General features: G+C 54.0%; 22 protein-coding genes and 1 pseudogene. 4 read left to right on the top strand and 19 right to left on the bottom strand.

All coding sequences use genetic code 11. The features are described 5' to 3' along the window. Position 1 precedes the first annotated feature (1 nt). Together HPDFL43_RS04585 and HPDFL43_RS04590 are read left to right on the top strand one after the other, a co-directional pair. Entirely contained in the window at positions 2-1,156 is a 1,155-nt protein-coding gene (locus HPDFL43_RS04585; protein WP_007196090.1) for a DegT/DnrJ/EryC1/StrS family aminotransferase, read from the top strand. Then, a complete protein-coding gene (locus HPDFL43_RS04590) occupies positions 1,153-1,827 on the top strand; it encodes a right-handed parallel beta-helix repeat-containing protein (protein ID WP_007196091.1) in 675 nt (224 codons plus the stop codon). Before HPDFL43_RS04585 ends, HPDFL43_RS04590 begins: the two co-directional genes overlap by 4 nt. 122 nt (positions 1,828-1,949) lie before the next feature. Here HPDFL43_RS04590 and HPDFL43_RS04595 read toward each other — a convergent pair whose 3' ends face one another. The 16 genes from HPDFL43_RS04595 to HPDFL43_RS04670 all read right to left on the bottom strand — a co-directional run bounded on the left by HPDFL43_RS04595 (position 1,950) and on the right by HPDFL43_RS04670 (position 19,799). Continuing rightward, positions 1,950-2,765 carry an SDR family oxidoreductase gene (locus tag HPDFL43_RS04595; protein WP_007196092.1) on the bottom strand — a complete coding sequence of 272 codons (816 nt, stop codon included), beginning with the start codon at positions 2,763-2,765 and terminating at the stop codon, positions 1,950-1,952. Continuing rightward, positions 2,762-3,721: a Gfo/Idh/MocA family oxidoreductase gene (locus tag HPDFL43_RS04600; RefSeq protein WP_156970190.1), complete on the bottom strand. Its 960-nt coding sequence runs from the start codon at positions 3,719-3,721 to the stop codon at positions 2,762-2,764. The genes HPDFL43_RS04595 and HPDFL43_RS04600 overlap by 4 nt, the downstream gene beginning before the upstream one ends. Then, positions 3,715-4,545 carry an SDR family NAD(P)-dependent oxidoreductase gene (locus tag HPDFL43_RS04605; RefSeq protein WP_040449066.1) on the bottom strand — a complete coding sequence of 277 codons (831 nt, stop codon included), beginning with the start codon at positions 4,543-4,545 and terminating at the stop codon, positions 3,715-3,717. The genes HPDFL43_RS04600 and HPDFL43_RS04605 overlap by 7 nt, the downstream gene beginning before the upstream one ends. Then, complete coding sequence (locus HPDFL43_RS04610) at positions 4,499-5,212, bottom strand: acylneuraminate cytidylyltransferase family protein (RefSeq protein WP_040449068.1); 714 nt, start codon at positions 5,210-5,212, stop codon at positions 4,499-4,501. The genes HPDFL43_RS04605 and HPDFL43_RS04610 overlap by 47 nt, the downstream gene beginning before the upstream one ends. A gap of 360 nt (positions 5,213-5,572) precedes the next feature. Continuing rightward, the gene (locus HPDFL43_RS21255) at positions 5,573-6,610 is read right to left on the bottom strand and encodes a Gfo/Idh/MocA family protein (RefSeq protein ID WP_084594568.1); all 1,038 of its coding nucleotides are present in this window, start codon (positions 6,608-6,610) and stop codon (positions 5,573-5,575) included. Between the two features lie 93 nt (positions 6,611-6,703). Then, a complete protein-coding gene (locus HPDFL43_RS04620; protein ID WP_007196099.1) occupies positions 6,704-7,627 on the bottom strand; it encodes an NHL repeat-containing protein in 924 nt (307 codons plus the stop codon). Between the two features lie 3 nt (positions 7,628-7,630). Next, entirely contained in the window at positions 7,631-8,578 is a 948-nt protein-coding gene (locus HPDFL43_RS04625; protein ID WP_007196100.1) for a Gfo/Idh/MocA family protein, read from the bottom strand. A 22-nt stretch (positions 8,579-8,600) separates the two neighbouring features. After that, positions 8,601-10,046: a glycosyltransferase family protein gene (locus HPDFL43_RS21870; protein ID WP_156970191.1), complete on the bottom strand. Its 1,446-nt coding sequence runs from the start codon at positions 10,044-10,046 to the stop codon at positions 8,601-8,603. Positions 10,047-10,364: 318 nt separating this feature from the next. Further along, positions 10,365-11,486 carry a hypothetical protein gene (locus tag HPDFL43_RS04635; protein ID WP_007196104.1) on the bottom strand — a complete coding sequence of 374 codons (1,122 nt, stop codon included), beginning with the start codon at positions 11,484-11,486 and terminating at the stop codon, positions 10,365-10,367. A gap of 69 nt (positions 11,487-11,555) precedes the next feature. Continuing rightward, the gene (locus HPDFL43_RS04640; RefSeq protein ID WP_007196105.1) at positions 11,556-12,533 is read right to left on the bottom strand and encodes a phosphotransferase enzyme family protein; all 978 of its coding nucleotides are present in this window, start codon (positions 12,531-12,533) and stop codon (positions 11,556-11,558) included. Positions 12,534-12,615: 82 nt separating this feature from the next. Then, positions 12,616-13,701 carry an N-acetylneuraminate synthase family protein gene (locus tag HPDFL43_RS04645; RefSeq protein WP_040449069.1) on the bottom strand — a complete coding sequence of 362 codons (1,086 nt, stop codon included), beginning with the start codon at positions 13,699-13,701 and terminating at the stop codon, positions 12,616-12,618. 19 nt (positions 13,702-13,720) lie between these two features. Next, entirely contained in the window at positions 13,721-15,181 is a 1,461-nt protein-coding gene (locus HPDFL43_RS04650; RefSeq protein ID WP_156970192.1) for a hypothetical protein, read from the bottom strand. Then, a complete protein-coding gene (locus tag HPDFL43_RS04655; RefSeq protein WP_007196108.1) occupies positions 15,141-15,863 on the bottom strand; it encodes a class I SAM-dependent methyltransferase in 723 nt (240 codons plus the stop codon). Before HPDFL43_RS04655 ends, HPDFL43_RS04650 begins: the two co-directional genes overlap by 41 nt. Further along, positions 15,860-16,573 (bottom strand): acylneuraminate cytidylyltransferase family protein, encoded by a 714-nt coding sequence (locus tag HPDFL43_RS04660; RefSeq protein ID WP_007196109.1) that lies wholly within the window; start codon positions 16,571-16,573, stop codon positions 15,860-15,862. Before HPDFL43_RS04660 ends, HPDFL43_RS04655 begins: the two co-directional genes overlap by 4 nt. Further along, positions 16,570-18,417, bottom strand: coding sequence for an ABC transporter ATP-binding protein (locus tag HPDFL43_RS04665; RefSeq protein WP_156970193.1), 1,848 nt, complete (start codon positions 18,415-18,417; stop codon positions 16,570-16,572). The genes HPDFL43_RS04660 and HPDFL43_RS04665 overlap by 4 nt, the downstream gene beginning before the upstream one ends. Before the next feature lie 59 nt (positions 18,418-18,476). Continuing rightward, on the bottom strand, positions 18,477-19,799 hold the full coding sequence (locus HPDFL43_RS04670; RefSeq protein ID WP_007196111.1) for an N-acetyl sugar amidotransferase: 1,323 nt from the start codon (positions 19,797-19,799) through the stop codon (positions 18,477-18,479). A gap of 302 nt (positions 19,800-20,101) precedes the next feature. Between HPDFL43_RS04670 and HPDFL43_RS21875 the strand changes: the two are divergent. Next, positions 20,102-20,242 (top strand): annotated as a pseudogene (locus tag HPDFL43_RS21875) (transposase); the annotation flags it as partial. A 159-nt stretch (positions 20,243-20,401) separates the two neighbouring features. On the opposite strand, the gene HPDFL43_RS04680 reads toward HPDFL43_RS21875, so the two are convergent. The 3 genes from HPDFL43_RS04680 to HPDFL43_RS04690 all read right to left on the bottom strand — a co-directional run bounded on the left by HPDFL43_RS04680 (position 20,402) and on the right by HPDFL43_RS04690 (position 23,775). Then, the gene (locus HPDFL43_RS04680; protein ID WP_007196113.1) at positions 20,402-21,328 is read right to left on the bottom strand and encodes a hypothetical protein; all 927 of its coding nucleotides are present in this window, start codon (positions 21,326-21,328) and stop codon (positions 20,402-20,404) included. A gap of 1 nt (position 21,329) precedes the next feature. Next, positions 21,330-22,784, bottom strand: a complete 1,455-nt coding sequence (locus HPDFL43_RS04685) for an MBOAT family O-acyltransferase (protein WP_007196114.1) — start codon at positions 22,782-22,784, stop codon at positions 21,330-21,332. A gap of 277 nt (positions 22,785-23,061) precedes the next feature. After that, positions 23,062-23,775: an acylneuraminate cytidylyltransferase family protein gene (locus HPDFL43_RS04690; RefSeq protein WP_007196115.1), complete on the bottom strand. Its 714-nt coding sequence runs from the start codon at positions 23,773-23,775 to the stop codon at positions 23,062-23,064. 489 nt (positions 23,776-24,264) lie between these two features. Between HPDFL43_RS04690 and neuC the strand changes: the two genes are divergently transcribed. Next, positions 24,265-25,449, top strand: a complete 1,185-nt coding sequence (gene neuC / locus HPDFL43_RS04700; RefSeq protein ID WP_007196117.1) for a UDP-N-acetylglucosamine 2-epimerase — start codon at positions 24,265-24,267, stop codon at positions 25,447-25,449. Positions 25,450-25,452: the final 3 nt, after the last annotated feature.

Raw genomic sequence — 25,452 nt, forward strand, 5'->3', positions numbered from 1 at the left:
GATGATCCCCTTAGCCGTCCCGAACCTTGCCGGCCGCGAGGCAGAGTACCTCCAGGAATGCATCACATCGACCTTCGTATCGACGGTCGGCCCCTTCGTGGGACGCTTCGAGGAAATGGTGGCTGAAGCTTCAGGCGCGAAATACGCGGTCGCGACCTCGGCCGGAACCACGGCCCTGCACGCAGCCCTTGTTGCCTCCGGCGTGCGGCACGGTGATCTGGTCATCGCGCCGTCGTTTACCTTCATTGCCTCGGTTGCCGCGATCGCCCATTGCGGCGCCCAACCATGGCTCTTTGACGTGGCCGCCGACAGCTGGACACTCGATCCGCGACTGCTTGCGGCAACGCTTGAGGCGGAAACCGAACGGGCGGAAGACGGAATCCTGCGCCACAGGGCGACCGGGCAGCGCGTCGCAGCCATTCTTCCGGTCTACACGCTCGGAATCCCGGCCGACATGGACCCGATCGTCGCTCTGGCGGAACGCTACGGCCTGCCGATTGTCTCCGATGCGGCCGCGGCGCTCGGCACCAGCTACAAGAACCGTCCGTCAGGCGCGCTGGGCGCGGATTTCACCATGTTTTCTTTCAATGGCAACAAGACGGTCACTGCCGGGGGTGGCGGTGCCATCGTCACGGATGACGAGGCCAAGGCGAAGCTGTTCCGGCATCTGACCACGACCGCACGCGTCGGCGCCGACTACGATCACGACATGGTCGGCTTCAACTACCGCATGACCAATCTCCAGGCCGCGGTCGGCTGCGCCCAGATGGAGAATCTGGATCTGTTCCTGAATGCCAAGCGGCGCATTGCCATCGCCTATCGTGATGCATTTGCCGACCTCGACATGGTTGAGCCATTCCCGGACCCGGATTACGTCCGCAACGGTCACTGGTTTGCAGGTGTCGTGCTCCGCCGGGATTTTGCCGGGCATCTGCCCGATCTGCGCGCCCGTCTGCGTGAGGCAGGGATCGATGCCAGGCCGTTCTGGAAACCTGCCCACCTGCAGGCACCCTACGCCGCCGCACCTGCCACCGCGATGGCAGTAAGCGATGATATTTGGCATAGAGTGTTGACGTTGCCCTGTTCTACCGGGTTGAGTACTTCCGATCAGGCTAAGGTCATTGAGGTTATGCGTAACGAAATCGCAAAATCATGAGCAGGGCAGCGGATAATACACGCCTGTATGCAGCAACCGTGGCGATTTTTGCTGTCGGCGTCATTTCCTTTTTGCTGATGGCGCCCATCAACAAAAGAGCTTCGCCTTACTGGCATGAACTCGACAATGGTTGCTTCATGCTGTTCGCCACGGCAGTACTGGACCAGCCCGGCTGTTTTGAATTGCAGGAAGATGTTGTACTAGAGGGGGACAACGATTATTTTCTTTACATCAATTCTTCTGATGTTCAGGTGAATCTGAAGGGAAAGGCAGTCACCGGACCCGGTCAATCAAGCACCCAGTCCGGGATCTATATTAATGGAGGCGACAACATCAAGATTGCCAATGGTTCCATAGCTGGCTTTCTGTTCGGTATCCGCGGAGAGCCTACTTCTGATGGAGAGCCGATTAGACGTCTAATGCTTAGCAACCTTAAAGTCTCGGATGCCTCTCTGATCGGTATAACGCTTGATGTTAACGAGGTGTCCATGTCGGGCATCACCGTGATAGCCCCGCAAGAGGTTCAGAACAAAAAATATGACTATTTTGTAGATATCAGGGTCAACGCCCAAACCTGCTACTACGAGCAAGATTGGCACGAAGCAGAATCTTTGAAGCCACCAAGGACGCAAATTCTGGCATTACAGGCTGATTGTGAGCTTTCAAAATAAGCAAGCGTCGCAATCTCTAGTGCAAGCGATATCATCTGGATTATGTGCTGTATTTATTCAAGTCTTATATAGACCAATCGCTGTTTAAGTAAAAACTATCACAAAGGCTTATGCGAGATGGATCACCAGCAAGAAAGTCCACCGTCGATGATCAGATTTTGTCCGGTGACATATGAAGATGCATCGGACGCTAGATATAGAAGCGCACCGTGCAGCTCATTTGCTTGACCCATTCTACCCATTGGTACGCGGTTGCTATAGTTTTTATTAAAAACCTCATTTTGACCACTTTCAATTCCGCCCGGAGTCAAAACATTGACGCGAATGTTATCCTTTGCCCAGTATGTTGCAAGGAAATTTGATAGCCCTATTACGCCGGCTTTGGAGGCGGCATAAACTGCTGGAGTGTTGATTTGCTGTCCTAAATAGAACGAACCTTCGTATATGCGGTGATCAGGCGCGACGACGCCATAAATAGATGCCGTATGGATGATACTTCCACCACAACCCTCTCGAGCCATGTGCGTGCCAACAGCTTGTGATACCAAGAAGACGCCGTCCAAATTAACAGACATGATGTTCCGCCATTCCGCTAAGTCATATTCCTCGAAGGGCGCAAAAAAGGCGGCTAGATTGGCAGATTTGCTGGCAGCATTATTGTGGAGAATCTCCACCGACCCGAACGTGTTGAGCACAGCCGAAAGCATCCTATTGACGTCGTCCTTGTTTGATACGTCACAGGAGAGGGGAAGCAGTTGTCCGCGCGGACGCGACTCCCGAATTTCGCTTGCTGTTTGTTCGGCTGCTTCTTTCTTGAGGTCTACAATCGCTACATTGGCACCGTGCTCAGCGAGAACGCGGCAAAAGCCCTGACCGAGAATTCCGCTACCGCCCGTAACGATTGCAGTCTTGCCGCTAAGATCGAATAGCGCACTCATATTTGGCTGCCCCAATCCAGCGCTCGAGTGTCTCCCACGCCCATTTCCTGCATCGCCATAAGAAGCTTCATTGTTCCGATAGTCTGCTCAGGTGCAATCGGCTGAATTCCAGTTTGAACCATAGTAAAAAATGCAGCAAGTGTTCGCCGGAAGGCGCCAAAATTGTCATGGAGATCGGCCTGGAAATTGCCCGCGGCGCCATAAATTCCAAGATGGAAAGTTTTCCCAACAGCTCCAAGGCAGTTGAGAATGAACTGGGGGCCGTCTTCTCCGAAGATCATGGAAAAAGAGTCGTGTGGCGAAATTAACCGGGTCAATCGCGTTGGAACCCCGTACCCCAAACCGAGAAGCGCATCAATCAGATGAATACCGTATCTTTCGGGGCTATTCAGCACTGCACCGTGAATAAGTTTGACCGCTCCGACCAGTTTGGGATTGTATCGAATAGGATCTAGTTCGACGGCATAACGCAGGCCTGCAGTTGACATCATTTGACCTGCTTTCAAGTAAGGCTCCAGTAGACGCAGTTCTTCGGCGTTTAAGGTAAGTGGTTTGTCGATGAATACCTTTATGCCGCGTTCCAGAGCTGGCATGGCCAGAGAAAAATGGGTCTCCCAGTCATCCCGGCCAATGATTAGAGCGTCGATTTCCCCAAGCATTTCTTCGGGTCGGCCAACCGCTTTGTCAATTTTGCATGCTTTGCAAAGCTTTTCCGTGGTCTCAGGAAACTGCGTCCAAGCATGGGTTACTCTAACGTTTGGAAAGCCAAATGCCTCTGCTGGCTGAATCCGTAAGTATTTCTGAATGACCGGCCATCCAGCCTGGGAAAAAAGGTCATCGTCGTATCCGTTAACTATGGCTGAGAAGGAAAACGGATGTCCGTTCCCTTCGCTCAGACCAACGATCCCCACCCTGATATTGGACGACGATGTCACCCTTTCTGACGACGTTACCATACGGCCCACCCGCCATCGACACAGATGTTCTGGCCGGTGATATAAGCACCCGCATCGGTGCAGAGGAGAGCGGCCGCGCCCTTGAGGTCCTGTGGGTGTCCAATCCGGTTCATCGGGTTTCTCGCCTTTAGACGATCGATGAAATCCGGATTTTCTTTCTGGGTTGACTCGAACGGGAAGGGGCCCGGGCTAATGCAATTGGCCCGGATGCCGTGGGGGGATAGGAAACTTGCGAGATATTTCGTTAGTTGGATCACTCCTGCCTTTGCGGCGCCATAGCTCGGAGGATTGGCGAAGCGTTCACTATCATATAATCTGTAATCAGGAGCTACGTGACCATACATCGACGCGATATTGAGAATACAGCCCCGCGTCGGCTTAAGCATTGGCACTGAGGACTTAATAGTGCGAAAAACGCCGTTCAGGCAGACTTCAATATCGAGATCCCAATCTTCGTCATTAATGGATTCAAACGTGTTTTTTCTGCCAGACCACCCCGAGTTCACCAAAACATCGAGGCAACCGTCATTTAGAGCGGAAACCGTTGTCATCAATCCTTTGATAGACGAAGGATCGGTAATATCGACACTGGCAGCATGAATGGTCCGTTCAGGAAATCGGCTTCGAATGTCGTCTGCGAAAGCTTCACATTTATCGACGTCACGGCTTGCAATAGTTACATCCGCGCCGAGTTCGACAAGAACAGATGTTATTTCCCCACCGAGCAGACCTGCGCCTCCGATGACCAGCGCCTTACGGCCTTCTAAAGATAATAAATTAGTTAGACTTAGCGCTGTCTTGGGTGAGGAGTATGGCGTTTGCAATGGCGAAATCCTTCTGTTCGTCGATGTCAATTACATCGTTGGAGTCTACTATCTCGGCGCCGATCTTGCCAAAGAGAAGTCGAGGACTGTCCGCAGGTAATCGGCCGGGTCGGAATGCGTATACCGCCCCATTGAGTTGATAGGCGTCAGGGAGCTGCTGACGCGGGAGCCAGGGGATTGCATCCGGAATGAACGGACTGGGTTCGCCGTCTGTGATTCGCCACGTGCGCCAAGGGTTTATCTCGGCGCGGTGGAAGGTGGCAATTGAATCCAAATCTTCATCTACCATGCGTTTCAAGCATCGGCGTATCATCTCAGGTGTTCTGAAAGGTGAGGTGGCCTCTAGTAGGACAAAAACATCGATCTGCTCAGATTGTTCGACAAGCATTGCATAGAGATGCCGAACGGTATCGGCGACCAAAGCCGTGTCACTGGCGAGCTCAGCCGGGCGATGGTGGATTCTCACGCCGTATTTAAGTGCGCAGGAAGAGATGCGGTCATCGTCGGTCGAAACATAAATATCGTCGATTTCAGGCGTAGCAATCGCGGTTTCGATTGGCCAGGCCACCAACGGCTTTCCACCAACCGGATAAAGATTCTTGTAGGGAACAGATTTGCTGCCCCCTCGCGCCGGTATCAGTGCAGCTACCCTCAATTTATTATACAAAGATCTCTCCAAGGGGACGCCTGTTCCGAAAGCAAATTTTCAATATCACCCAAGTTCTAGCGGCTTATATCCGAAACTCAAATTTCATTGAAAATACCACCAAAAAGCAAGTTAGTCTGAATCTCAATTTCCTAATTCGTCGGGGCCAAGCGCCGAAATTGGGCGAAGTTTCGGTGCAGCCAGCCACAGTGAGGATCGTAGCCGTTATGGCAGATATACTTGCAGCGAAGCTTTTGCAAAATCGGTCTTCCGTGGGAGTTGCCACCCAATGCCCGATTGCTTTTTCAGTGTCACGGACATTAGCATTCATCTGAGCCAGATGTACATATTTTCAAATGACGGCACTCCTACCATACGAGTTCAGGCCCACGGAAAAGTACGTGAACCAAAATCATCCAATGTTTGCAAGCCAACTGCCACATTTCCGGTCTCGGCTGACTTATAACAGGCGGCGAGTGCGGCCACAACCAGACGTGCATCTTCACCGGTAGGATAATTACGACCTGCCGCAAGAGCGGCCAGCACTGCTTTGGTCGGCTGCACATTATCGCTTTGTGGAAAGTGTATGGTCTCTCTGTCCCACGGCATGCCGTAGCGTGTCGCAGGCATTGCGCGGTGCTCAGGTTTGCGAGTTGTTATTATCGCTTCGCCCTGAAGTTCGTCCACAAATATGTGGCCGTAGGCGCCGGCGTAGGTAACCGTCATGCCGTGCCCCTGATCTGGACCGATGATTAGATTAAGCCGTTGACCATCTGTCCCCACGATGCGTATCTCGCCGGCTTGGTCGAAAAAATGCGGACCACGCGGATTGGGCACGGTAGCGTCGCTGAACCACGCGGTCGCATACTCCGGCTCTGAGCCAGTAAGGTATCTGAATGCTTCGATGTAATGAGAACCGTTCATTGCAAAACCGAAGCATCCTCCTACGACGGTCATGCTCGCCATCTTCCCGAGGCCCCCGTTTTTTATGGCCTCTTTGACCACCAGATACTGATCCATAAAGCGCATCTGGTGATTGATTGCCAGCTTGGTTCCAGATGCCGCGCAGGCGGCGATCATCGATTCACAATCTTTGACGCTTGTTGCCATTGGTTTTTCGCAAAGAATAGCGCCGCATTTTGCTTCGGCTGCCAAACAGGTAAAGTTTTTGTGACTTTCAGCTGTTGTTGCGATTGATACTATGTCAACACTACCTAGCCGCTCAAACAGCCTACTTGCAGAATCGAAACGCATTTCGTTGGGAACGCCAAACGCGTCCCCAAGTTCGCCGAGCGCATTGAGGTTGGAATCGCAAATGGCCGTCAGTTCGACTCCCAATTCGCGAAGTGCGGTTGCGTGAGCACGTCCCATGCGTCCAGCTCCAATAAGCGCTGCTGACTTCCATTTAGTCGTCCGCATCCAGCCGGTCCTTTCCGATGAATGTTGTCATGATTTTTCTAGCGTCCCGGAAATGATAGGTTAAGTTGGCATGAAAATCGGAGGGCATGCCAGCTACCTCGCCCAAAGCAGGACTCTACCATTTTCGGAATCTGCTGCGACCACCTGATCCTCGAATGCAAGCGCATCATAGGGTTTCGAAAGCCCCCGCCCTTCTTCCATTGACAGCAGATTCCCGATATTGTCAAACCACTGCAACCTGTTGTTCCCCCAATCAGTGATCAGTACTGAGCCGTCAGGAGAGACGGAGATGGCGACCGGGCCACAGTATTCTCCAGGCTGTCCGCCTGCCGACTTGCCGAAGTAACCAAGCCACTTACCGTCGGAGTTGAACCTTTGAATTCGATGGTTCCAGGTGTCGGCAACGAGAAGATCGCCACCGGGCACCTCTCGACACATATGAGGACGATCAAAAGCACCCTGTTTTTGGTCTGCCGAGAAGCTGGCGTCGGATAGAAAACCGTCCCTACCGCCTCCAAGGCCTCCCAAGAAGCATCCAATAGCAGCCCCACGACCTTCAAATGCCAGAATGCTGTTGCTGGCATACTCTGCCACCAGAAGCCGGCCCCGGCTGTCCAGGGTAATGGTGGCGGGCCCTTTCAAGTGGCCACGCCCGATTTCGCTACGGGCCGCCCCTGAACGATCGAGAAGAAACAATCTGGGAGTATAGTAGGTGAGCACTGCAAGCAGACCGCTTTCCAGTTCGCAGACCGAATGCGGGCCGTTGAAGCGGCCCGGCGCAACGGCTGTCTTTTGGGCAAAGGTCTGGTCGCGCTGAACCGCACCCAAAGAGACCCAATTGTCGTTTGAACCGCCAAGCCATTCGATTTGCCCAAGATTGTTGGAAAAACGAAACACGCCATGAAGATTCATGTCAGTTACCAGCAGGCGGCCCGAACTGTCCTTCAGCAATCCAAATGGGCGACCGAAGCCAGTCAGGCATAGCATGCCATTTTCCTCATGCAGGCCGATCTGCACAGCTTATACGCCAAACATCTGGTGGATCATCCGCATCGTACGCAGGCTTTCGTTGATATCGATCGCGTTGCTCGGTTTGCCGCATACTGCATCCAGCACCGCCTGCGCCTGACTGACGAAGCCAGCCTTGAAATCGATATCCCGGGCTTCAGGCTCGACCTGTGTCTGCGCGCGACTGTTGCGGTTCTGAAATGTCGCTCGCTCAAGCGGTTGCATCGTCCAACGACGGCTTGGCGTGCTGACGGCGCATGCCCAAGGGCCAGGGCCTTTCCAGATGCCCTCGTAAAGCGCCGTATCACCGCTGTCAAACCTGATATGCACTAGAACGACTTCCGTTTCCTCCCCTTTCCAGGGCATGATAGGCAAAACTTCGACCGGTTCGCCGCGGCACAGGGCCATGATCAGGTCGATGTTATGGATCGAATTCGCATACATGAACTTCTCAACCACCTTTTCCGGATGGTTATAGCGCCGAGCCTCTTCATAGCTTTGCTGATCCTGAACATGGACATAGCGGAGCTCCGTCGGGCGGCTCTCCAGATCGGCGCGAACCGCCTGGGTGCTGGAATAGAACCGGCGATTGAACCCCACAAGAACCGGCTTCGATCGTCCCCGAGCAGCAGCGGCTATATCTTCCGCGTCGGCCAGATCATACCCTGCCGGCTTTTCCAACAAGACCGCCCAATCGCGAGCGAAGCACTGTTTCGCCACGGCGTTCGCGGACAATTCGGGGACTGTGACTATCACGAGATCAGCCCCGCTTTGCTCACGAAGCTGCGGGATGCTGTCGCAGATATGAGCAATGCCGAATTCCTCAGCTAGTTTCTGAGCCCGCTCGGTCGTGCGGCTATGGATGCCCGTAATTTCCACGCCGTCCAGCGATTGGAAAGCCCTGATATGTTCACGCGCCATGTTCCCGGCGCCAACTATTGCAATTCCTGTCATACCCATTGTCACTCTCATGTATCCAAATTCAAGCCGAACGACGCGAAACCGGTTTCTCAGATCGCAACTCTTCGATCAGCCCCACTATCCGTTCGACCGAACGGCCATCGAGCCGCCCCCAGTCTTCGCAAATTTCTGCCTGCTTGCGCTTCAGCAATGCAAAATCCTCCTGATGCGGGACCAATCTGCGCAAGGCATCATCGAATTCCTTCAAGGAATTTGCATGAACGACCCCTTCAAATCCCTTGTAATCGTCATAGTTAAATTGAAAAACATCATAGTTGACGACTGGAACGCCACAAGCAATCGCCCAGCGAATGGTTGCGGAGGCGAAGGCAACTATGGCGTCAGACAGTGCAATTAGGCGCGCCGTATCCACTGTGGTCTTTCTGAAACCGGCTTCTTCGAGCAAGTCGCCCATTTTGAGGAAGTTGGGGTGAGGTCGCACTACGATTTCGTAGTGCACTTTCAGTGGTTGAAGCGCCTCGGCGATATGCTTGCACATGTCCGCCATATCCTCGTACTCAAACCCGCCGGGATGGTGGCCGCTGGACTGATCAGGGCAACCCACGATTGTTAAGACCGGCTTGCCCTCAGCCAAGCCCAACTCTTGTCGCAGGTTGGCGAGTTCAGCTTCTTTGTTCAGGCGATATTTGGCAAGATAGTCATCATATACGGCACCGACCAGACGCAGTTTGGAATCTGGCAAGCCAGCGTCCCTATAGTAATCCAGCATCGCCCGGTTTTCGACCGCTATGGCATTGGCAAATCCGCTGTTCATCATCCATGGGTCAGGCGGTGTCGTGCCCGTGAACTCATGTCCCAATAAGTGGGGACCGGGTAGACGGACGAGAGAAATGCCGTCCCGTTCCATAACCCATCGAGGATAAAGCAACGAAATCACCCAGTTTGCCGGATGTGTCCGCTGGTACGCTGGTTGAGCGCTCAGGCTGCGAAACGCCTCCTCCTGATTCGCGATCGTGTAAGGCAATATCAAGCTTGGTATTCCCAGCCGATGCGCCGCTTTGATGATCTGCGGTGAAACTATGCCCACAACATCTTCCGGCAAAATTATCAAATCAGGATTAATGCCCTTGATTTTTTTTTCATAGATACGGCACATTCGCGTATACCTAACAATATTTACAATGCCACCTAAGATTTCATGGATAAGAACAATGTATTTAACAAATCTTGGACCCAGTCTAGATTTTCTATCTCTAGACTTTTTTGACGGTGTCTTCTCCATTATATGAAAGAAATCAAAGATCTCAAATCGCTCCAATTTTTCATCTTGTTCAGCCTGTTTGCCATCCTGGAGAACCAATGCTTCGGATGCAGAATTAGGGCCTTCGCAAGGATGATACATGATTTGAATCGTGTAGTCGCATAGATGAAGCGCATCTGCACCACGACGCATTTCTACATAGTCCGACGGCCGCTGCGCGACGAGGAGGATTTTCCCTTTGCTCACAATAGAATTCTCTCCCAAGATGGCTCATCCAACCGATGTATTTTGATTACAGGGTCGAGTCTGATTACAACGCGAATACCTTCAACGCATTTGGACACATTCATGGCAAAACCTTCAAGTGTTCCACCTTGGTGCACGGAGGGGTTTCCGAGATCTGTAAGGTTCTCATTTGCTCGCTTTTGAGCGTAGATTTGGGCAGGCAAAACAACCTTACACGTTCATTAACTGGTGGCCAGGCCAACCAACTGTCTTTGATTAGAGCCAGCGGTTCCCGGCTGCAGTCGAGCAAATGAAATCGTCGTTTGGCCTCTGCATACATCAGCATGACGTATGGCCCTGGAGCACACGCTCTAACACCTTTCCTGGGGCCGCAATTGGACTGTGCAGGCGTTGCGCCGCCTGCCAGTATCGCAGCTTGGTCTGAGGCTGCGCCGCGCTGCGGAGACTTTCGGCGAGGTCGCCCACCTTCTTGACCTCTTCGACCAGACCAGCCTTGAGATACGGAAACTCGCTGAGCCTAACCATCTTGCGGAAATAAGCGATGATTTCCTCATCGAAAAACAAGGAGAGCGGAGTGATAAGGGGTTGCCCGGAGAAGTAGTTGAGATAGGCCACATCGTAGGTACAGTTGGAAAAAGCGCTACACACCACGTCGCAACCCAGTAATGCGTGCTCGACGTCCTTTTCCTCGGACATGCGGACATCGAGCCCCATTTCCCGAAGGGTGTTGCAGGTCCACTGACAGTCATCGTCGCTTTCTCTCGGGTGCGGTCGATAGACCGGAATGCAGGACGAACCAAATTGATTGACGGCGCTTGCCCATTCCCGGACGGTTCGCCGATACCCGTCCAGATGGTGGAGTCCCTGGCCAAAAAAGCCAATCACCGTCTGGCCGTCGTCGGCGCCCAACCTCGCACGAGTGAAGATGCGCTCTCGTTGCAGGTCCAGCTTTCTATATGCCGAATGGCGCGGCGAACCTACAATTTCCGCCTCCAAGCCGTGACGTTCCCGGCTCAGGCGTACCCCCTCTTCGTCGAGCGACAGGTAGATGTCCGCAGGACGTCCCAGGATGAGATTGGCCTCGCCCCAGAAATCCTGCATGACGAAACTCGGCCCCTTGAAGCTGGCAAGGATGGCCTCGTCTATGCCGGCATCAAAGGGAGTAGATAGTCCGCAAAGAATGCTGTCGGGCTGGAATTTGGACAGCAAACGATCAGCTTCCGCCAGAAGGGCCTTCGCCTCCTCGGTGTCTGCATGCTTGCCGGCGGGAAGATCGATAGTCGTAACCGGGATATCCGCTGATTGAAAAAATTTAGCCGCCGGAAATTGGGTCACAATCTCAAGAACAAGATCATCCCTTGCCCGAGCAACCTTGGCCACTTCGATCAGATGCAGGGCAGCGGCGGCGTCTCGCGCTGTAATCAGAAGGCGTTTTTTCACAGATGCTCGATTTCTCCAGAGGATTTCCGGCGAAAACAGATCGCCTTCACCGCTCTATGCTCTTTGCTTCTACGCAATTCCGGACGCAAAGCCGGCTCCCGCTTCTGCTGGAATTGCTCTAGTCATGCGTTCAATCAGATGTCCCTTATCTGTCGCCAATTGCTCGAGATAAAAAAACTTCTCCCATTCTCCGGTTTCGACCCGGATACCGCTTTCTTCTCCCAATGCGAGAGTACAAAGAGACCGAAGTGCCAGGGACCGAAGAACGGATGTCCATTCCTGTCCAGACAGTGGCGCCACGTCAACGAAACTCCCCCCGCTTCGTGAATACTCGAACATAAAGGCTTGGCCAAGATCTATCGCAAGCTGTTCTTCCCCTACCCTTACCAGGACCAATCTTTCTAGGACCAGCGCCAGATCAAAAGCAATCGGCAAGACACTGTGGAAGACGTCCTCGAAGTCCATCAAGACGGCCTTGTCCCCAGCGATGAGGATATTGCCCGGGTTCAGGTCGCCATGCAGCGGACGCCGTGGAAGCGCATCAAACCGGAAGTCAAGCGATCGGTCTGCGGCGAGTTCGGACAGACGGTCCGCATATTGGGGCCTGGCGCCCTGTTTTTTAACCAGGCGCTCACGAACAGCGTTGAGTTCGCTCAACCTGTCATCGGTGAAGTCACGCCAGGAACCAAGGTCCGGATGCCGGACAAGATTGTGGTGAAACGCACCGAGAGCCTTCCCGAGCGCGCGCATGTCGGAGATTGATGCTTCTACCCGCCGCCCGCTCATGAAGGGAAGCAATATCGCGACGTCGCCCTCCGGCGTCTCACGCGGAAAACCAGGCAACGGGGCGGGAAGATCTAGCCCCTGCTCCGCCAACCACGCAGCAACGCCTTCTGCACGCAAGACGCCTTCCTGCCGTTCGACATCGATAAGCTTCAGCAGAAAGGACTGACCTGCCGTCGTATCCACGCGATACATATGGCTTGGGGCGTCGCCAAACAGGAGAGCAGCGACCCGCGAGATCTGCGCGGGCTCCAGGCCAATCATCCCAAGTATATGCGTCGCACTCTGCTCATCCAGAACGTCCGCGCGCGGAAGCGCAGGTGTCAGTCCGCTCCAGGACGGACTTCTAACGAGCGTCGCACTTTGCGTCCGACCAGCGGATTGGCGTCCCGGCTTGGATCGAGGCCGTAATTTTCCATCCATCTACCAAATCCCACTGTTCGACCGGAATGCCGCGGCAAGGAAAGGCGAACCGCACGGTATCAAGGCCGATTGTGTCACCGGGAACGAGGTCCCTTTTAGCGACCAGGCACTGACGTTGGGAGGTGCCGATCACACCGTCGATCTTCATGTTCGCATCGCGAACAGGCTTGCCCAACGCCTGCCAGCAGTTATAGACGGTCCGCAAAACCTCAGGCAAGCTATCCATGCTGAATGTATGCGAAATGTCGATGTCGAGATCATCGGGCGCAACGTGAACACCCTTCTCCAACACCGTCGCACCGAGGGCAACGGACAGATAGAGCATCTCAACACCCACATGGTGATCGGATATGCTGGACGGCAGGCTGAAGACATTATTGTAGGTCTGCAGGATCCGTAGATTGTGGGCCTTTGGCAAGGCCGGGTGTCCGTCAGGGCTGTGTTGCAGGACGATATCCACGCAGCCCGCCGCGCGCGCAACCGCCACCGCCCGATGAACCTCTGCAATATTGGAACGCCCGGTATCCAGCAGCAGTGGAATACCCTTGCTCGCGCAATGGCGGATCAGCGGCACATGGACAAGATTGCCGGAGGCGATCTTGAGCGCAGCAGCTCCAGACTGCACCGCGAAATCGGCACCTGCAAAGTCATATACCGAAACGATGAACGGGGTGTTTTCCGCCCTGCACAGTCCAAACAGCTTGGCGTAATGTTCGAGCGGGAATACCTTGCGCTCGATCAGAGCACGATAATTCTCCTGTTGAACCCTTCCATCCTTGGAGGAATAGGTCTCAAGCGTATCGCCCGGTAGACAGATTTCCGCATCGTGCAGAATTTCGGTCTTGAGGATGAGCGGTTGATGCGGCACCTCGCGGCCAGCAGCGATAATGCGAAGAATCATCGCTCGCGCCAGATTGTAGTCCTGTCCGAAAAAGCCACCGATCTCTGCCAGGAAGACCGGGGGATTCTCGTGGGAAAGTTCAAAAGGACCCAAATGAAAACGTCGCATGAATACTCCTGTATTCGGTTCAGTGCCCACCAATGTGCTTTTCCATCAGTTGGTCTATTTCTGCCAGAATTCGTTCGTTGCACTTTCCGTCAAGGAAGCCCCAGTTCGGAGCGTCGGCCGCCTGCGCGCCGGCCAGACGCGCGAACTCCGCTTCGTTCGCCACCAGCTCTGCAAGCCTTGTTTTCAACTGCGCACTCTCCGCCGTGGTCCAAAAGCCTGGTGCAGAGCTGTAATTGTCCAGGCCAATTCGATAGGCATCGTAGTTCAGCACGACTTTTCCTGCGCCCAGTGCCCAGCGGATACTGCTCGAAAAATAGGTAATGAAGATATCGTTGCAGGGAAGGAGCCTGATCACATCGTCCGCAGATGTGCTGATACCAATACCATTCAGCAACTCGTGGACTTTTGCATCGGCTGCGGGATGAACCGAAACCGTAAGGTCGCAATCCCGCAATGTGCTGACAAAGTCCAGAATATCGACCGTCATTTCCTCATAGGTCGAAAATTCGTTTCTGCCCGGGAAGATCGAATGATAGCTTGGCGGCCAGGAAACCAGCACTCTGGGCCGGCCAGACACAATGTAGCGGGATTTGAGGAAGGCGCTGGAAGCCTGGCTGTCCTCGGCCAGCCCCTCCAACATACAATCACTATAGGGAGAGCCGGTCAGAGAAATTTTCTCCCGCGGGATTCCCTCTTCGAGATACTGCTGCAAAGCCAAGGAATTTTCTGCACAAAGCCTGTCGGACGCTCCTCCGTGCACGATCCAGGGGTCTCTGATCGATATTCCCAGCAATTCCTGTTTCAGAATATATGACTGGGGAAACATAAGCTGCCCTGCATGCTTGCCGGTCTTGAGCCACTGAGGGGCGAACTTACTTAAGAGCCAACCTTTTACGCCCTCGGTCGTGATGCAATTCCCCTCGGACACCTTTCGCTCGATATCGATATCAAAATCCTGGCGTGTCGCGTTGCCATAAGGCACATCCACAACTGGAATGCCCATACGTTTCGCCGCATTCAAAACAAACTGGGAGGTCGAGACGCCGTCCTCGGACACAACGAGCGCGCAGGGGGAAACAGAGTCCAGCAGCATGAAGCTGTCAAGGGAAAGCCCGACCTGAGGCCAGCGCCCGTTCACCCACCTGTTGAATGGAAACGCGCTCAGTAAGCGGGTTATCAGTGGGACACCTGTTGTCCTGAAGGATTTCAGGTTTTTCCAGCTACCGGAGAACTGTTCGGTGGCGATGCACTCGATATTCAAGCAAGCCGCTTCGGACTTGATTTCCTGAAATACCGGATTCTCGGGACCGTTAAATAGGACGACGACCTTTCGTCCCTGATGAAGGCAATACTTCAACAGATACCGTTGCAGCCGGAAGCTTCCGATGTTTCCAACAAAAAAAGCGAGTGGCCGGCCTCGACTATCCATGATGGCCAGATCAGTCCTTGACCTTGCAAACCATGAAGTAATGGTCGACAAGAAGCTTCAGTCCATTGGTGAGCTGGCGTTCGCGTTTTTCCGTCGCCATCGTCCAGGTTCGAATTGGATCGGCGCTTGGCGGCAAATCGATTGGCAATTCAAAGCGCTCCAGCACAAGATCAATGCCGCGGGCCTGAAGGATCTCACGGATGGTATCCTGAGAGAAAATGTTCCAGCCGCTTTCCCAATCTCCTGCCGCGCCGTTGGGTCTCTTGCGATGCCTGATCATGGCATCGACACCGAACTCGTTTAGCGGTGAAAGGACCAGAATAAGCCCACCCGGCCTGACTGCACCGAGCAGATTGTCCCAGAACGCTTCAATCTGTGTCTCGTCAAAGATCGACATGCAGCCAATGGCACAGACGATATCAAAATCCTTGAGCTCGCTCGGGAGCGCCAAGGCAGAAGCATTGACGAACTCAGCCTGCGGCAGCAGCCTGCGCCCCTCTTCCAGAAGATCTTCAGTCACATCAACGCCGACAAAATGAGCCTCCGGCATGCATTTCGAGAGAAAGCCAACGAACTCGCCGGTAGCACATCCCACGTCCAGAACCTTTGCAACGTCCTTGTCGATTGACGAAGAGATGATGTTCCAGGCGGCCTTGAAACTCTCTTTTGGCTCCCGACTCCAGCCTTCCTTGATGTAATGGCCATGATTGCTGTATTTTGCGGAAGTCGTCATCTCTTATCCACGCCTCTCAGCTTCAGCAGGTTCTCGGCCAACTGCAGATCCAACTCGTCATCTATATCGATACTGTCACGCCGGTCCATTTCATAGGCACCACACGGTTTTCTGTAAAATCGTCCGTTCGTCATGAAATTATCGGCTTCAACGACGTAAACCGCGCCATTCTGCCGATAAACCGCCTGCATGTCCTGACGACGCGCCTCCATGTCCCAGTCGTTCGTGAAAGGCTCGATCCTTCCATCCCTGATATAAACGCATTTTCCGGGATGCACATCGACCTCACACACGGAGAGGACCGTTTCGACGCCCCCCTGCCTGAAAAGGGCGACGCAGGCGTCGATGTCCCGAGCCCGGCGAAGAGGTGACGTCGGCTGGAGGAGTACGGCGATATCGCGGACATGAGCCGGAACGCGGACTGTTTCCAGGGCATGACGGAAGACCGCGTCGTTCTGGGCCGTATCCGTGGCAAGTTCCGGGGGGCGCTGTACGACCTGCGCACCATGGGCCTCCGCGACGTCGGCGATCTCGGCATCCTCGGTCGACACGATCACGAGATCGACCAGCTCGGCTTCCTGTGCGGCGCGGATCGAATGGACGACGAGAGGGATGCCGCCCAGCATTCTCAGGTTTTTTCGGAGCAATCCCTTTGAGCCGCCGCGTGCGGGTATGACCGCAATGACTCTGGCCGCTGACGCGTTGCTCATGACGGCAACTTATCGAGGCGGGACAGATCTACAAGTTGCTTGAACGAGGGGCACCGACTTTCCAGTGTCTCAAAGGACGCCATGTCAATCACCTCGCCCTTCTCCATCATGATGACCTGATCACATTCCCGCAGAGTGCTCAACCTGTGTGCAATGATGATGATCGTACGCGACCCGCGAAGTCGCATCAGGCTGTCGGTAAACGCCTTTTCAATCGCTGCGTCCAATGCCGATGTTGCCTCGTCGAGAACAAGCACCTCCGGATCAGCGTAGAGCGCCCTGGCAATTCCAAGGCGCTGCCTCTGTCCGCCAGACAAACGGTTGCCATCCTCGCCGACAAATTCATGCATGCCGTTGGGAAGCGATTGCACGAAATCCCACAACTGAACGACCTCAAGCGTGGAACGAATACGTCCTTCGTCTAGCTCTTCCGCTCCTGCTGCAAATGCCACGTTGCGGGCTATGCTGTCTTCGATCAAGAAGACGCTTTGCGGCACGTAACCAATATGTCGATGCCAGGCGCGCAATGCTTCCTGTGAATTGAGCATATCGCCGTCCACCTTGATGGAGCCACATTGGGGCCGCAACAGACCCATCATCAATGTCACCAGCGTACTCTTGCCCGACCCAGAGGTCCCCGTAATGCCGATAATGCCATTGCGCGGAATTTCCACCGATACGTTTCTGACCGCTGGCGCGTTCCCGGTTGGGTAAGAATAACTAACTCCCTCAAGTCGCAGTTGGTGCTTGAAACTCAGGGCTTTGGGTTCGACAGTGGGTTGATAAACCTTTCCCTCTTGGTCCGACAACTCCTTGGCGACAATTTCAACCGAGTTTTTGCTCAGATTCATCATCTGCAAGCCGGTCAGGATGCGATTGACAAGGGGTGCTACGCGGAACAGCGTGGCCGCCATCACGCCCAAGATTGCGAAACCGACCGGTTGACTACCCGACAATATCAAAATGTATCCAACAAGCGAGAGAATTGCTAAAATCACTGCACCCTCTATTGCAAGAGGTGGGAAGCTGGACAAGAAGTTGTAATGTGCCTGACGATTGAAGTTTCGGCCTTCTACTGTCTTGAAGCTTTCCAGAAAAAAGCTTTCGCGCGCGAGAAGCTTTGTTTCTTTAATCATACCGATTGATTGACGTAGGATGGACTGACGACGTTGGAAGATTGAGTTCATTTCCCTGCCAATATCCTCAAATCGACGACGCATAAAATAGTAAATCATCACAGCTATAACAAAAATTGCAATCAATCCGTAGATGCTTTCCCCAGGAAGGAAGGCAAACAAGAGCAGACCAAGGGCTGTTAGCATTATGCCGTTTGTGGTCAAACTAATTATTGCGGTTATGTATTGATCAAACACGGCTGCCGTTAAGGATATGTTGCGAATGATTTCCGAGCTGGATTTAGATAGATGCAATTCAAAATCTGAAAATATATAAACCCTCATCAAACGATAGCTAAGCTCGGTTTTCCACTGAGCCAACAATGAATATTGCAAGCGATTGAAGATTAGCATGTAGGCATTTTTGGCAACCATAATCCCGCCAATTAAAGCAATCAGAAAAATGGATGTACTTGTTCCAGCGTCAATACCTAAGGTGCCTGTTAACCAAACAAGAAACTGAAAACGTTCTATCTGGTGCGGCTCGACAATCAGAATCAACAGCGGGAACACAAGGCCCAAGCCTGTCATCTCGATAATAGCTGCAAACAAGCTTAATGTCAGAAGTCCAGCTACCTTGAACCGTCGAGGCCAGAGCTGATCCTTGATGAAGGACAAGCCTTCTGGGCTCAATGAATTTGAAAGCAAGCGCTTCACCAGAAAACCCAAGTCCAATACCTCACTAACCGAATTCGTAGTTTTCTATCTGGCGCCTGAAGCTCCTCGTATCAGTCGTCAAGACCGTCATAAACTGTCCTGCGTAATTTCCATTTGTTGCCCTCAATCTTCCAAAGGTGAGGCGATCGGAAACTATCAGTCAATCGCTCGAAATAGACCCTATCCATAATGGGCTGCTCGAAAATCTTCGAAGCGACCGGAAATTGAGTTTCTGGGAGCGAGAGATATTCGAAATTTTCCTTCTCGAACCGGGTGGAATACTCGCCATCAAAGCGACGAATGAGACGAATCGCCTCATCGCGATCAAGTTCGCCATTACGGACTTCTTGCGAAGAATCGTAGGTAGCGCGACCTATGCCAAATTTAATAAAGGTCGTATAGTAATGAAGATCATCGATCTTGTCGTCTATCGAGCTGTACTTGCTGTAAGTACCTGCAGTGCGCTCCGGCGCAGCCTGAAATCCGCCATGCTCTACCGAATAATAGTAGCATTCTTGCGGGTGCCAAGGCAAATAGTAGCCCAGATAGTGTACGTCAATGTTCGCGGCCTTCAGGTCTTCGGGGTTCGGTGGCATGTATGGTGCCAGATCATGATCAGTTAGGCCGAAACTCTCTCGCAGATCTAAAATTGGCGTCCCTGCCAGGTGGATGGCAGATTTGTCCTGCGAGGTAAAATAGTCCCAGTCCTTCGTGGCCTTGCTGTCCGCGGCAGCGGCATTTCCGTATTCGGTTGGATTTTCACCGTAGAACACCAATGGAATATTCAGCTGAGCTGCAATTTTCGGCGGGAAATACATCTGTCCCATAATGAATGGTTGAAAGGGGTGAAACATCTGCTCAAGCGCCAAGCGAGTCAGCAGTCGATGCACTCGTCCATTCGGTGTAAATAGGTAGTTGTCAAATCCGGCATGAATCCAAGCTTGGAAGTTGCGCCACCCCCAGTCCGTGTAAATATGCGGGGACCATGTCACGGTTAAAGGGTTCATCCCATACTCGTACTTCAGCTTGTGGGCCGCATAAAAACTATCTTTGCCACCCGACCCTGGCACAATGCAGTCATAACCACCATCGGTACGACGATAACGGTCGCACAGTTCCCGCAACTGCTGCTGCCGCTCTGCCCAATCGATAGCAGCTTTTTTTTCCGCGACGCGGCACGCAGAACATACGCCCTGTTCATCGAAAGCGACTGTTGGCTTTTTCGATTGCCGAGTATGTTTGTATTCTTTATCCGAATTCGGCTTCTGGTTGCTGTAACCGCAATTTGCACAGAAGATTATGTCCTGAGGAAGCCCGTAGTAGGCTTCCGGATCCGCTAGATCAGGACTATAATTTCTTTGGTCCACTAGGGCCGGATATCCAACCATTTTCATCGAAAACTCCAAAATCTTGGTACTGTGCAGCAGGACTTCCCTCCGCACGGAACGTCACCATATAGGCGGCGAAATGGATCATTGGTCAGTGTCATTCAACGCCTGGCCCGCATACGACCCCCTAAATACGTTGGCACTTTCCTAGAAGCGTCTAGGCGCAGCGTGAAGCTGATACGAACACCTGAACGCAGAGTCAATGCCGATGGATGTTTACAGAGACCTCGAAACAAGGGTTATGGGAGGCCTGAGATTTCTTATGCTGATCCAATTAAAAAGCGCATATCCGTCAGCATGTAATATACCGTACAAGAATGCGTGGTATGGAGATCGGCACGTCCCAGGCCGAGCCGATCTGGGCCGAGTTCCTTCGCAAGCTGACCAGGCGAGGCCTGCGCAGCGAGAATCTTGCTGTCTCCGATGCACAAGTGGGCATCAAGGCTGCGTTTGACGTAGGACCCGGTTTTGGACCACCCGGCTGGGGGATTTTCCAGGGGGCATACGACTGCCAAATCCGATTTCGATGAGCTTCCATTGACCGCAAGCCTTCATTGGCGGAGCCATAGTGTATTTTGGGTTTCGCGTCATGTACGCCGATCACGTAGTCAGAAGTCGGGGACTCTCATGCGACTATTTACTAAGTGCGCCAGATAGGTGGCACCTTCCGAGCCGAGGTGAGTCAAATTGCTGTAGTAGGCCGGTTCTTCCAACATCGTGTCTGTTCGAATGCATCGATCACCGGCGATGTCGATGCAAGCAGATTGGGCAAAGTCGAACTGTCGCCGCACGTTTTCAGCGTCTCGCCCAGCTTCCGCAACGCCGGGAATGTAGACCGGGGTGACGAAGAGATAGGCTTCGTCGGAAACCTCGCGGGCCAACGCGTAGGTATCTGCCATTCGCGCGTGAAGCTCATCCTTGATGGCGGCAAACTGCTCCGCAGTGGCAAAGTAGTCGTCGGGGACCGGAGCTATGGATATCTTTTCGTTTGGTATCGCGCTTCGATAACGGTCGGTCAGCAAGTCTACCCATTGAAGGCCGATTGGGGCCTCGAGCGCAAATTGAAGAAGCGTGGGGCTAACGGGCGGGCAATCAGCGTATGGCCGCGTGTATGCTTTAATCGCCGCAACCTCATTAATGAGAGGCACCTCTACAACCAGCCGAGACGCTCGAAGACTGCGTTTCCGCATTTCGCACAGAACGATCTTGCCAATGCCCTCGAGTCCGAATCCTATTACGCTTGCATTGACTGTGCCTGCACCCATCAACGTGGCGGTAGAAAGTTCCGCTGCGAAGGGATAGCCGAACGAGAACGAGGAACCGGCCACGACCGTTTTGTCGCGTATGTTGCGGGATTGAAGGTACCCTCCAACGAGGGCCGCATAGTCTCCGCCATCGGGAAACTCACGAACATCAAACATCCGTTTGTCGTAACTCGTCATCATGTAGGTCGCCGCTGCGCTGAAGGCAACGTGTGCGACACCGGCCGTTGCGGCGGCGATGAAAGTCGAAAAAAGGATGCGTGCGATCAGCATATCAGAAGTTGTAGTAGAGGAACGTGGCTTCCTCGCGTGTGAGCGAGGCGATTGCCACATAGAGCGATAACCCAACGAGTGCGGATCCTGCCGCTACGCCAGGCGCGAGCGGTCCCCGGTTTGCAACCAACCGGCGGACCATGCGACTGATCTCGAACGTGTTAGGCAGCAGCAGTGCGCCGGCTCCGACGACGCCTAGTATGAGTGGGATGTCTCGATACATGCCCAGGTCGGGGAACACGACGCTAGTCCATTCCTCGGTCTGGAACGCCATCCCCGAATACACGCGCATTGCATCATCGAATCCTTCGGCACGGAACAGCACCCAGAGGAGCAGTATAGCGAGGATGGTTGTGATCCGTGAGGCTGTGAGCCTGATGAAGGCGGGAATACTGGCTGTCCAGACGGGGCGCATCCTGCGCCAAAGATGCGCTGCCGCAACAAGAATTCCGTGCCCCGCGCCCCAGGCGATGAACGTCCAGCCAGCGCCGTGCCAAAAGCCAGTGAGCAGAAAGACAAAGAGGACATTTCCAATCTGTCGAGGAAGACGGACGCGATTGCCTCCGAGCGGGATGTAGACGTAGCTTCTGAAAAAATCCGTCAGCGACCGGTGCCAGCGCTGCCAGAAATCGAGGATGCTGACGGCCTTGTAGGGTGACAGGAAGTTGATCGGGATGCGGAAGCCAAACATCCGGGCAAGGCCATAGGCCATGTCGGAATAGCCTGAAAAGTCGAAGTAGAGCTGAAGGCTGTAGGCAATGGCGCCGATCCATGCGTCAGACGGGGAGACAATGTCGGTTGCGGCGCGAGCGAAGACAGGTTCAGCGAAGGGTGCCAGACTGTCGGCTATCCCCACCTTCTTGAACAGCCCAATCGCAAAGATCAAAACGCCCACTTCGAATGACCGGGCCAGAAAGCCAGACGGCCAGGCCGGCCGGAGATACTGACGGGAGATGTTCACATAGAGAAGTATCGGCCCCGCGATCAGATGCGGGAAAAACAGCATCGAGAAGGCGTGGGCGTCGATCGGTGCGGGAGTAACGCGTCGCCGGTGAACGTCGACCAGATAGGCGATCTGCTGGAATGTCCAGAAGGATATGCCGAGCGGAAGGATCACGTTGCGCAGCACTTGTGGAGCGTTCTCAGCTAGGCCGGCAACCTCCAGCAGGAACAAAGCGTATTTGAAGAAGCCAAGGACGGCCAGATTAACGGCTACGCCGAGTGCAAGCGGCCGGCTGGATGATGAGCGCGCAATGACGCGGCTTAGCAGGTAGTTGAACGCGATCGAACCACATATTAGCGGCAGAAAGCGCCAATCCCAGTAGCCGTAGAAGACAAGAGATGCGGCCACGACCCAAGCCAGAGCGGAGCGGCGGTGGACCGAAAGCAGACTGTAATATCCTATGAGGGTCAGCGGCAGAAAAAGGCCCAAGAACACGTAAGAATTGAATAGCATCGCGCCTCATTGCCCTGTCGGCACCGTTCGATCCACTGCCCTCCTACAACTGGGTGCGGTCTTTGGCAACCTGATCTTGTCACAGCGGAAATGGGGAAAGCTACTGGCCGGGCAAAATGACACAGCAAAAGAGGCAACCAATGCAATGGCGTCAGCGGGTAATATACTTTAGGCTCCATGCTGCTATGAAAAGACTGAATTCAAGCTCTTGGCTAGGGTATGGGTCTCTCAACTCCGGGGTGCAGCACCGTTACATCGTGGTTTCATTAAGTGAATTTCAACGCGTTTCCGGCCATCCAAAATGGTGTCGCGCGATAAACCCTGCAATGGCAAAATCGAGTGATGTGTCGATGTCAATATTACATTCGTCGGCCATCAGCCAAAAACCGGTCTTTTCTGTGAGAGCAGGCATTTCTTCGAGAATTGGTTGACGTCTCCAAGCGTAGATGGAACCGTTGAGTTCGTAACACGTTGGCAGGTCCTGGCGGCGACCGTAGCGCGCGTCGCGTGGCTTGGAAAGTTCCACACGCCCGTTTTCGGCTTCCTCCACAAGCGTTTGGTAAGGCGAGGCCTTGGCGCGGCAGACCGAGACGACATTGTACAAATCCGGCCTCGAATCCAGAGTCTTTGCAGCGCCCAGAATGTCGCCGGGTGCGCGCAGTGGCGATGTCGGCTGCAGATCAAACAGCCGCTCCATTTTCCTACCTGCTTCTGCTTCCGCCAGCGTGAGAGCGTGGCGCAGCACCGGCGGCTTTCTAGTTGTATCAGTCGCCAGTTCGGCAGGACGTTTGATCAGCAGGTTCGCCCCGGCCTCGCGCCCAATATCGAGATAGTGCGCACTGTCGCTGCTCACGGCGATGATGTCGAAGATGCCGGAGTCTTTCGCCTGCTCGACCGTGTGCGCAAGCAATGGTTTGCCCGCAAACATCTTGATGTTCTTGTCGGGCAGTTCTTTGGATCCTGACCGCGCGGCGACGACGCATATTTTCATATCCTATTCCTCGTAGGCTATGGCGAATCACTCCTGTATGTATCAATCGGACGCAGAATGCGAGACATACGATTGACACGCGGGGTAGGCTACTTTAGGCGGGACCCCCAGACATACCCAGTTTTTACCGAGAGTATTGCTATGAAGGAACGACGATATGTCGAATAGTTTTCACCGGCGCTGGCGAGATGATAGCACAATACGTCGAGGCGCTTGAATGGATCGCGGGTGTTGAGTTCACTGCGGTGTGTCGCTGCTGGAAAAGGCGGCCGATTGAATTTACCATATTTGAGGATGTGCGAAAACGTGATCTCAATGAGGTGGCTGTCCTTGATACCAGTCAGGAATACAAACCCGAATTCGGAACTCCAGCGGACCGGATTCTCTTTGTCTGTCAGGCAAGGGAACCCGCTAGAGTAGCCACAAATAGAGCACTCACGTGCACGGATTTAGTTGCCCATACCTACTGTATTGCCGATCGTTGAGGCCATGACCCGATCACGCATCTGCATCGCGACCGGAACCAGAGCGGACTACGGTCTCCTCTACTGGTTGATGCGTGATCTCCGCGATCACCCCCGGTTCGAGCTCAGCATCATCGCCTCCGCCATGCACCTGGCGCCGCAGTTCGGCGAAACCATTCGGTTCATCAGGCAGGACGGGTTCGAAATCGATGCCACGGTGCCCTGTCTGGACGAGGACGATAGCGATGCCGGCATGGGCCGGGCCTATGTCCGCGCGACACAAGGCTTCCTGTCGGTGCTCGATGGAATCAGGCCGGACTGCCTCATCCTGCTCGGTGACCGGTTTGAGGCGTTGGCGGCGGCGACAGCGGCCACTTTCCTGCACATACCTGTCGGCCACATCCATGGCGGGGAAGTAACCCTCGGCGCAATCGACGAGGTGTTCCGGCACGCCATCACGAAAATGGCGCACCTTCATTTCACCGCTGCCGAAGAATACCGGCAGCGGGTCATCCAGATGGGCGAGGCGCCGGACCGGACTTTCAATGTGGGGACGGTAGGGCTGGACAATTTCCTTCGGCTGGATCTGCCGTCGAAGGCCGATCTGATGGCTGACCTCGATCTTCCCGAAGACTCTGACTACGCACTTGTCACCTATCACCCGGCAACCATGGAAAAAGCCGGCCCGTTGGCCGGTCTCGAAGCCCTTATGGAGGCGCTCGAAGCCTTTCCGGAGCTCAGGCTGGTGATCACCAAGGCCAATGCCGATCCGGGTGGGCGCCGCATCAACGAGCTGCTGGAAAGCTTCGCGGCGCAATGGCCAGACCGGGTGCGGCTGGTTACATCTCTTGGCCAGGTGCGTTATCTTGCGGCCATGAAGACTGCGACGATGGTGATCGGCAACTCATCCTCGGGCATCATCGAAGCCCCTGCGGTTGATGTTCCCACGGTCAATATCGGAACACGGCAGGAGGGGCGGCTGCGCGCGCAGAGCATCATCGACGTCGCTGAAACCGCCGCGGACATGAAGGCAGGTATCGCCAGGGCGCTCGACCCGGATTTCCGCAACGGCTTGAAAGATACAACCCCTCCCTATGGCAGACCGGGCAATGCGACGGGCCGGATTGTTTCGGTGCTGGAGAAGGCGCAGTTTGGTTCGCTGGGAAGAAAGCCGTTTTGCGATTTGCCAGGCTTGTGCCGGAAAGGATAGTTG

The sequence above is a fragment of the Hoeflea phototrophica DFL-43 genome (genome assembly GCF_000154705.2).
Lineage (GTDB): Bacteria > Pseudomonadota > Alphaproteobacteria > Rhizobiales > Rhizobiaceae > Hoeflea > Hoeflea phototrophica.

Coding starts and splice junctions, on each gene's coding strand:
- HPDFL43_RS04585 (WP_007196090.1), top strand. CDS start 2: ATGATCCCCTTAGCCGTCCCGAACCTTGCCGGCCGCGAGGCAGAGTAC.
- HPDFL43_RS04590 (WP_007196091.1), top strand. CDS start 1,153: ATGAGCAGGGCAGCGGATAATACACGCCTGTATGCAGCAACCGTGGCG.
- HPDFL43_RS04595 (WP_007196092.1), bottom strand. CDS start 2,765: ATGAGTGCGCTATTCGATCTTAGCGGCAAGACTGCAATCGTTACGGGC.
- HPDFL43_RS04600 (WP_156970190.1), bottom strand. CDS start 3,721: ATGGTAACGTCGTCAGAAAGGGTGACATCGTCGTCCAATATCAGGGTG.
- HPDFL43_RS21255 (WP_084594568.1), bottom strand. CDS start 6,610: ATGCGGACGACTAAATGGAAGTCAGCAGCGCTTATTGGAGCTGGACGC.
- HPDFL43_RS04625 (WP_007196100.1), bottom strand. CDS start 8,578: ATGGGTATGACAGGAATTGCAATAGTTGGCGCCGGGAACATGGCGCGT.
- HPDFL43_RS04640 (WP_007196105.1), bottom strand. CDS start 12,533: ATGATTGGCCTGGAGCCCGCGCAGATCTCGCGGGTCGCTGCTCTCCTG.
- HPDFL43_RS04645 (WP_040449069.1), bottom strand. CDS start 13,701: ATGCGACGTTTTCATTTGGGTCCTTTTGAACTTTCCCACGAGAATCCC.
- HPDFL43_RS04655 (WP_007196108.1), bottom strand. CDS start 15,863: ATGACGACTTCCGCAAAATACAGCAATCATGGCCATTACATCAAGGAA.
- HPDFL43_RS04660 (WP_007196109.1), bottom strand. CDS start 16,573: ATGAGCAACGCGTCAGCGGCCAGAGTCATTGCGGTCATACCCGCACGC.
- HPDFL43_RS04670 (WP_007196111.1), bottom strand. CDS start 19,799: ATGAAAATGGTTGGATATCCGGCCCTAGTGGACCAAAGAAATTATAGT.
- HPDFL43_RS04680 (WP_007196113.1), bottom strand. CDS start 21,328: ATGCTGATCGCACGCATCCTTTTTTCGACTTTCATCGCCGCCGCAACG.
- HPDFL43_RS04685 (WP_007196114.1), bottom strand. CDS start 22,784: ATGCTATTCAATTCTTACGTGTTCTTGGGCCTTTTTCTGCCGCTGACC.
- HPDFL43_RS04690 (WP_007196115.1), bottom strand. CDS start 23,775: ATGAAAATATGCGTCGTCGCCGCGCGGTCAGGATCCAAAGAACTGCCC.
- neuC (WP_007196117.1), top strand. CDS start 24,265: ATGACCCGATCACGCATCTGCATCGCGACCGGAACCAGAGCGGACTAC.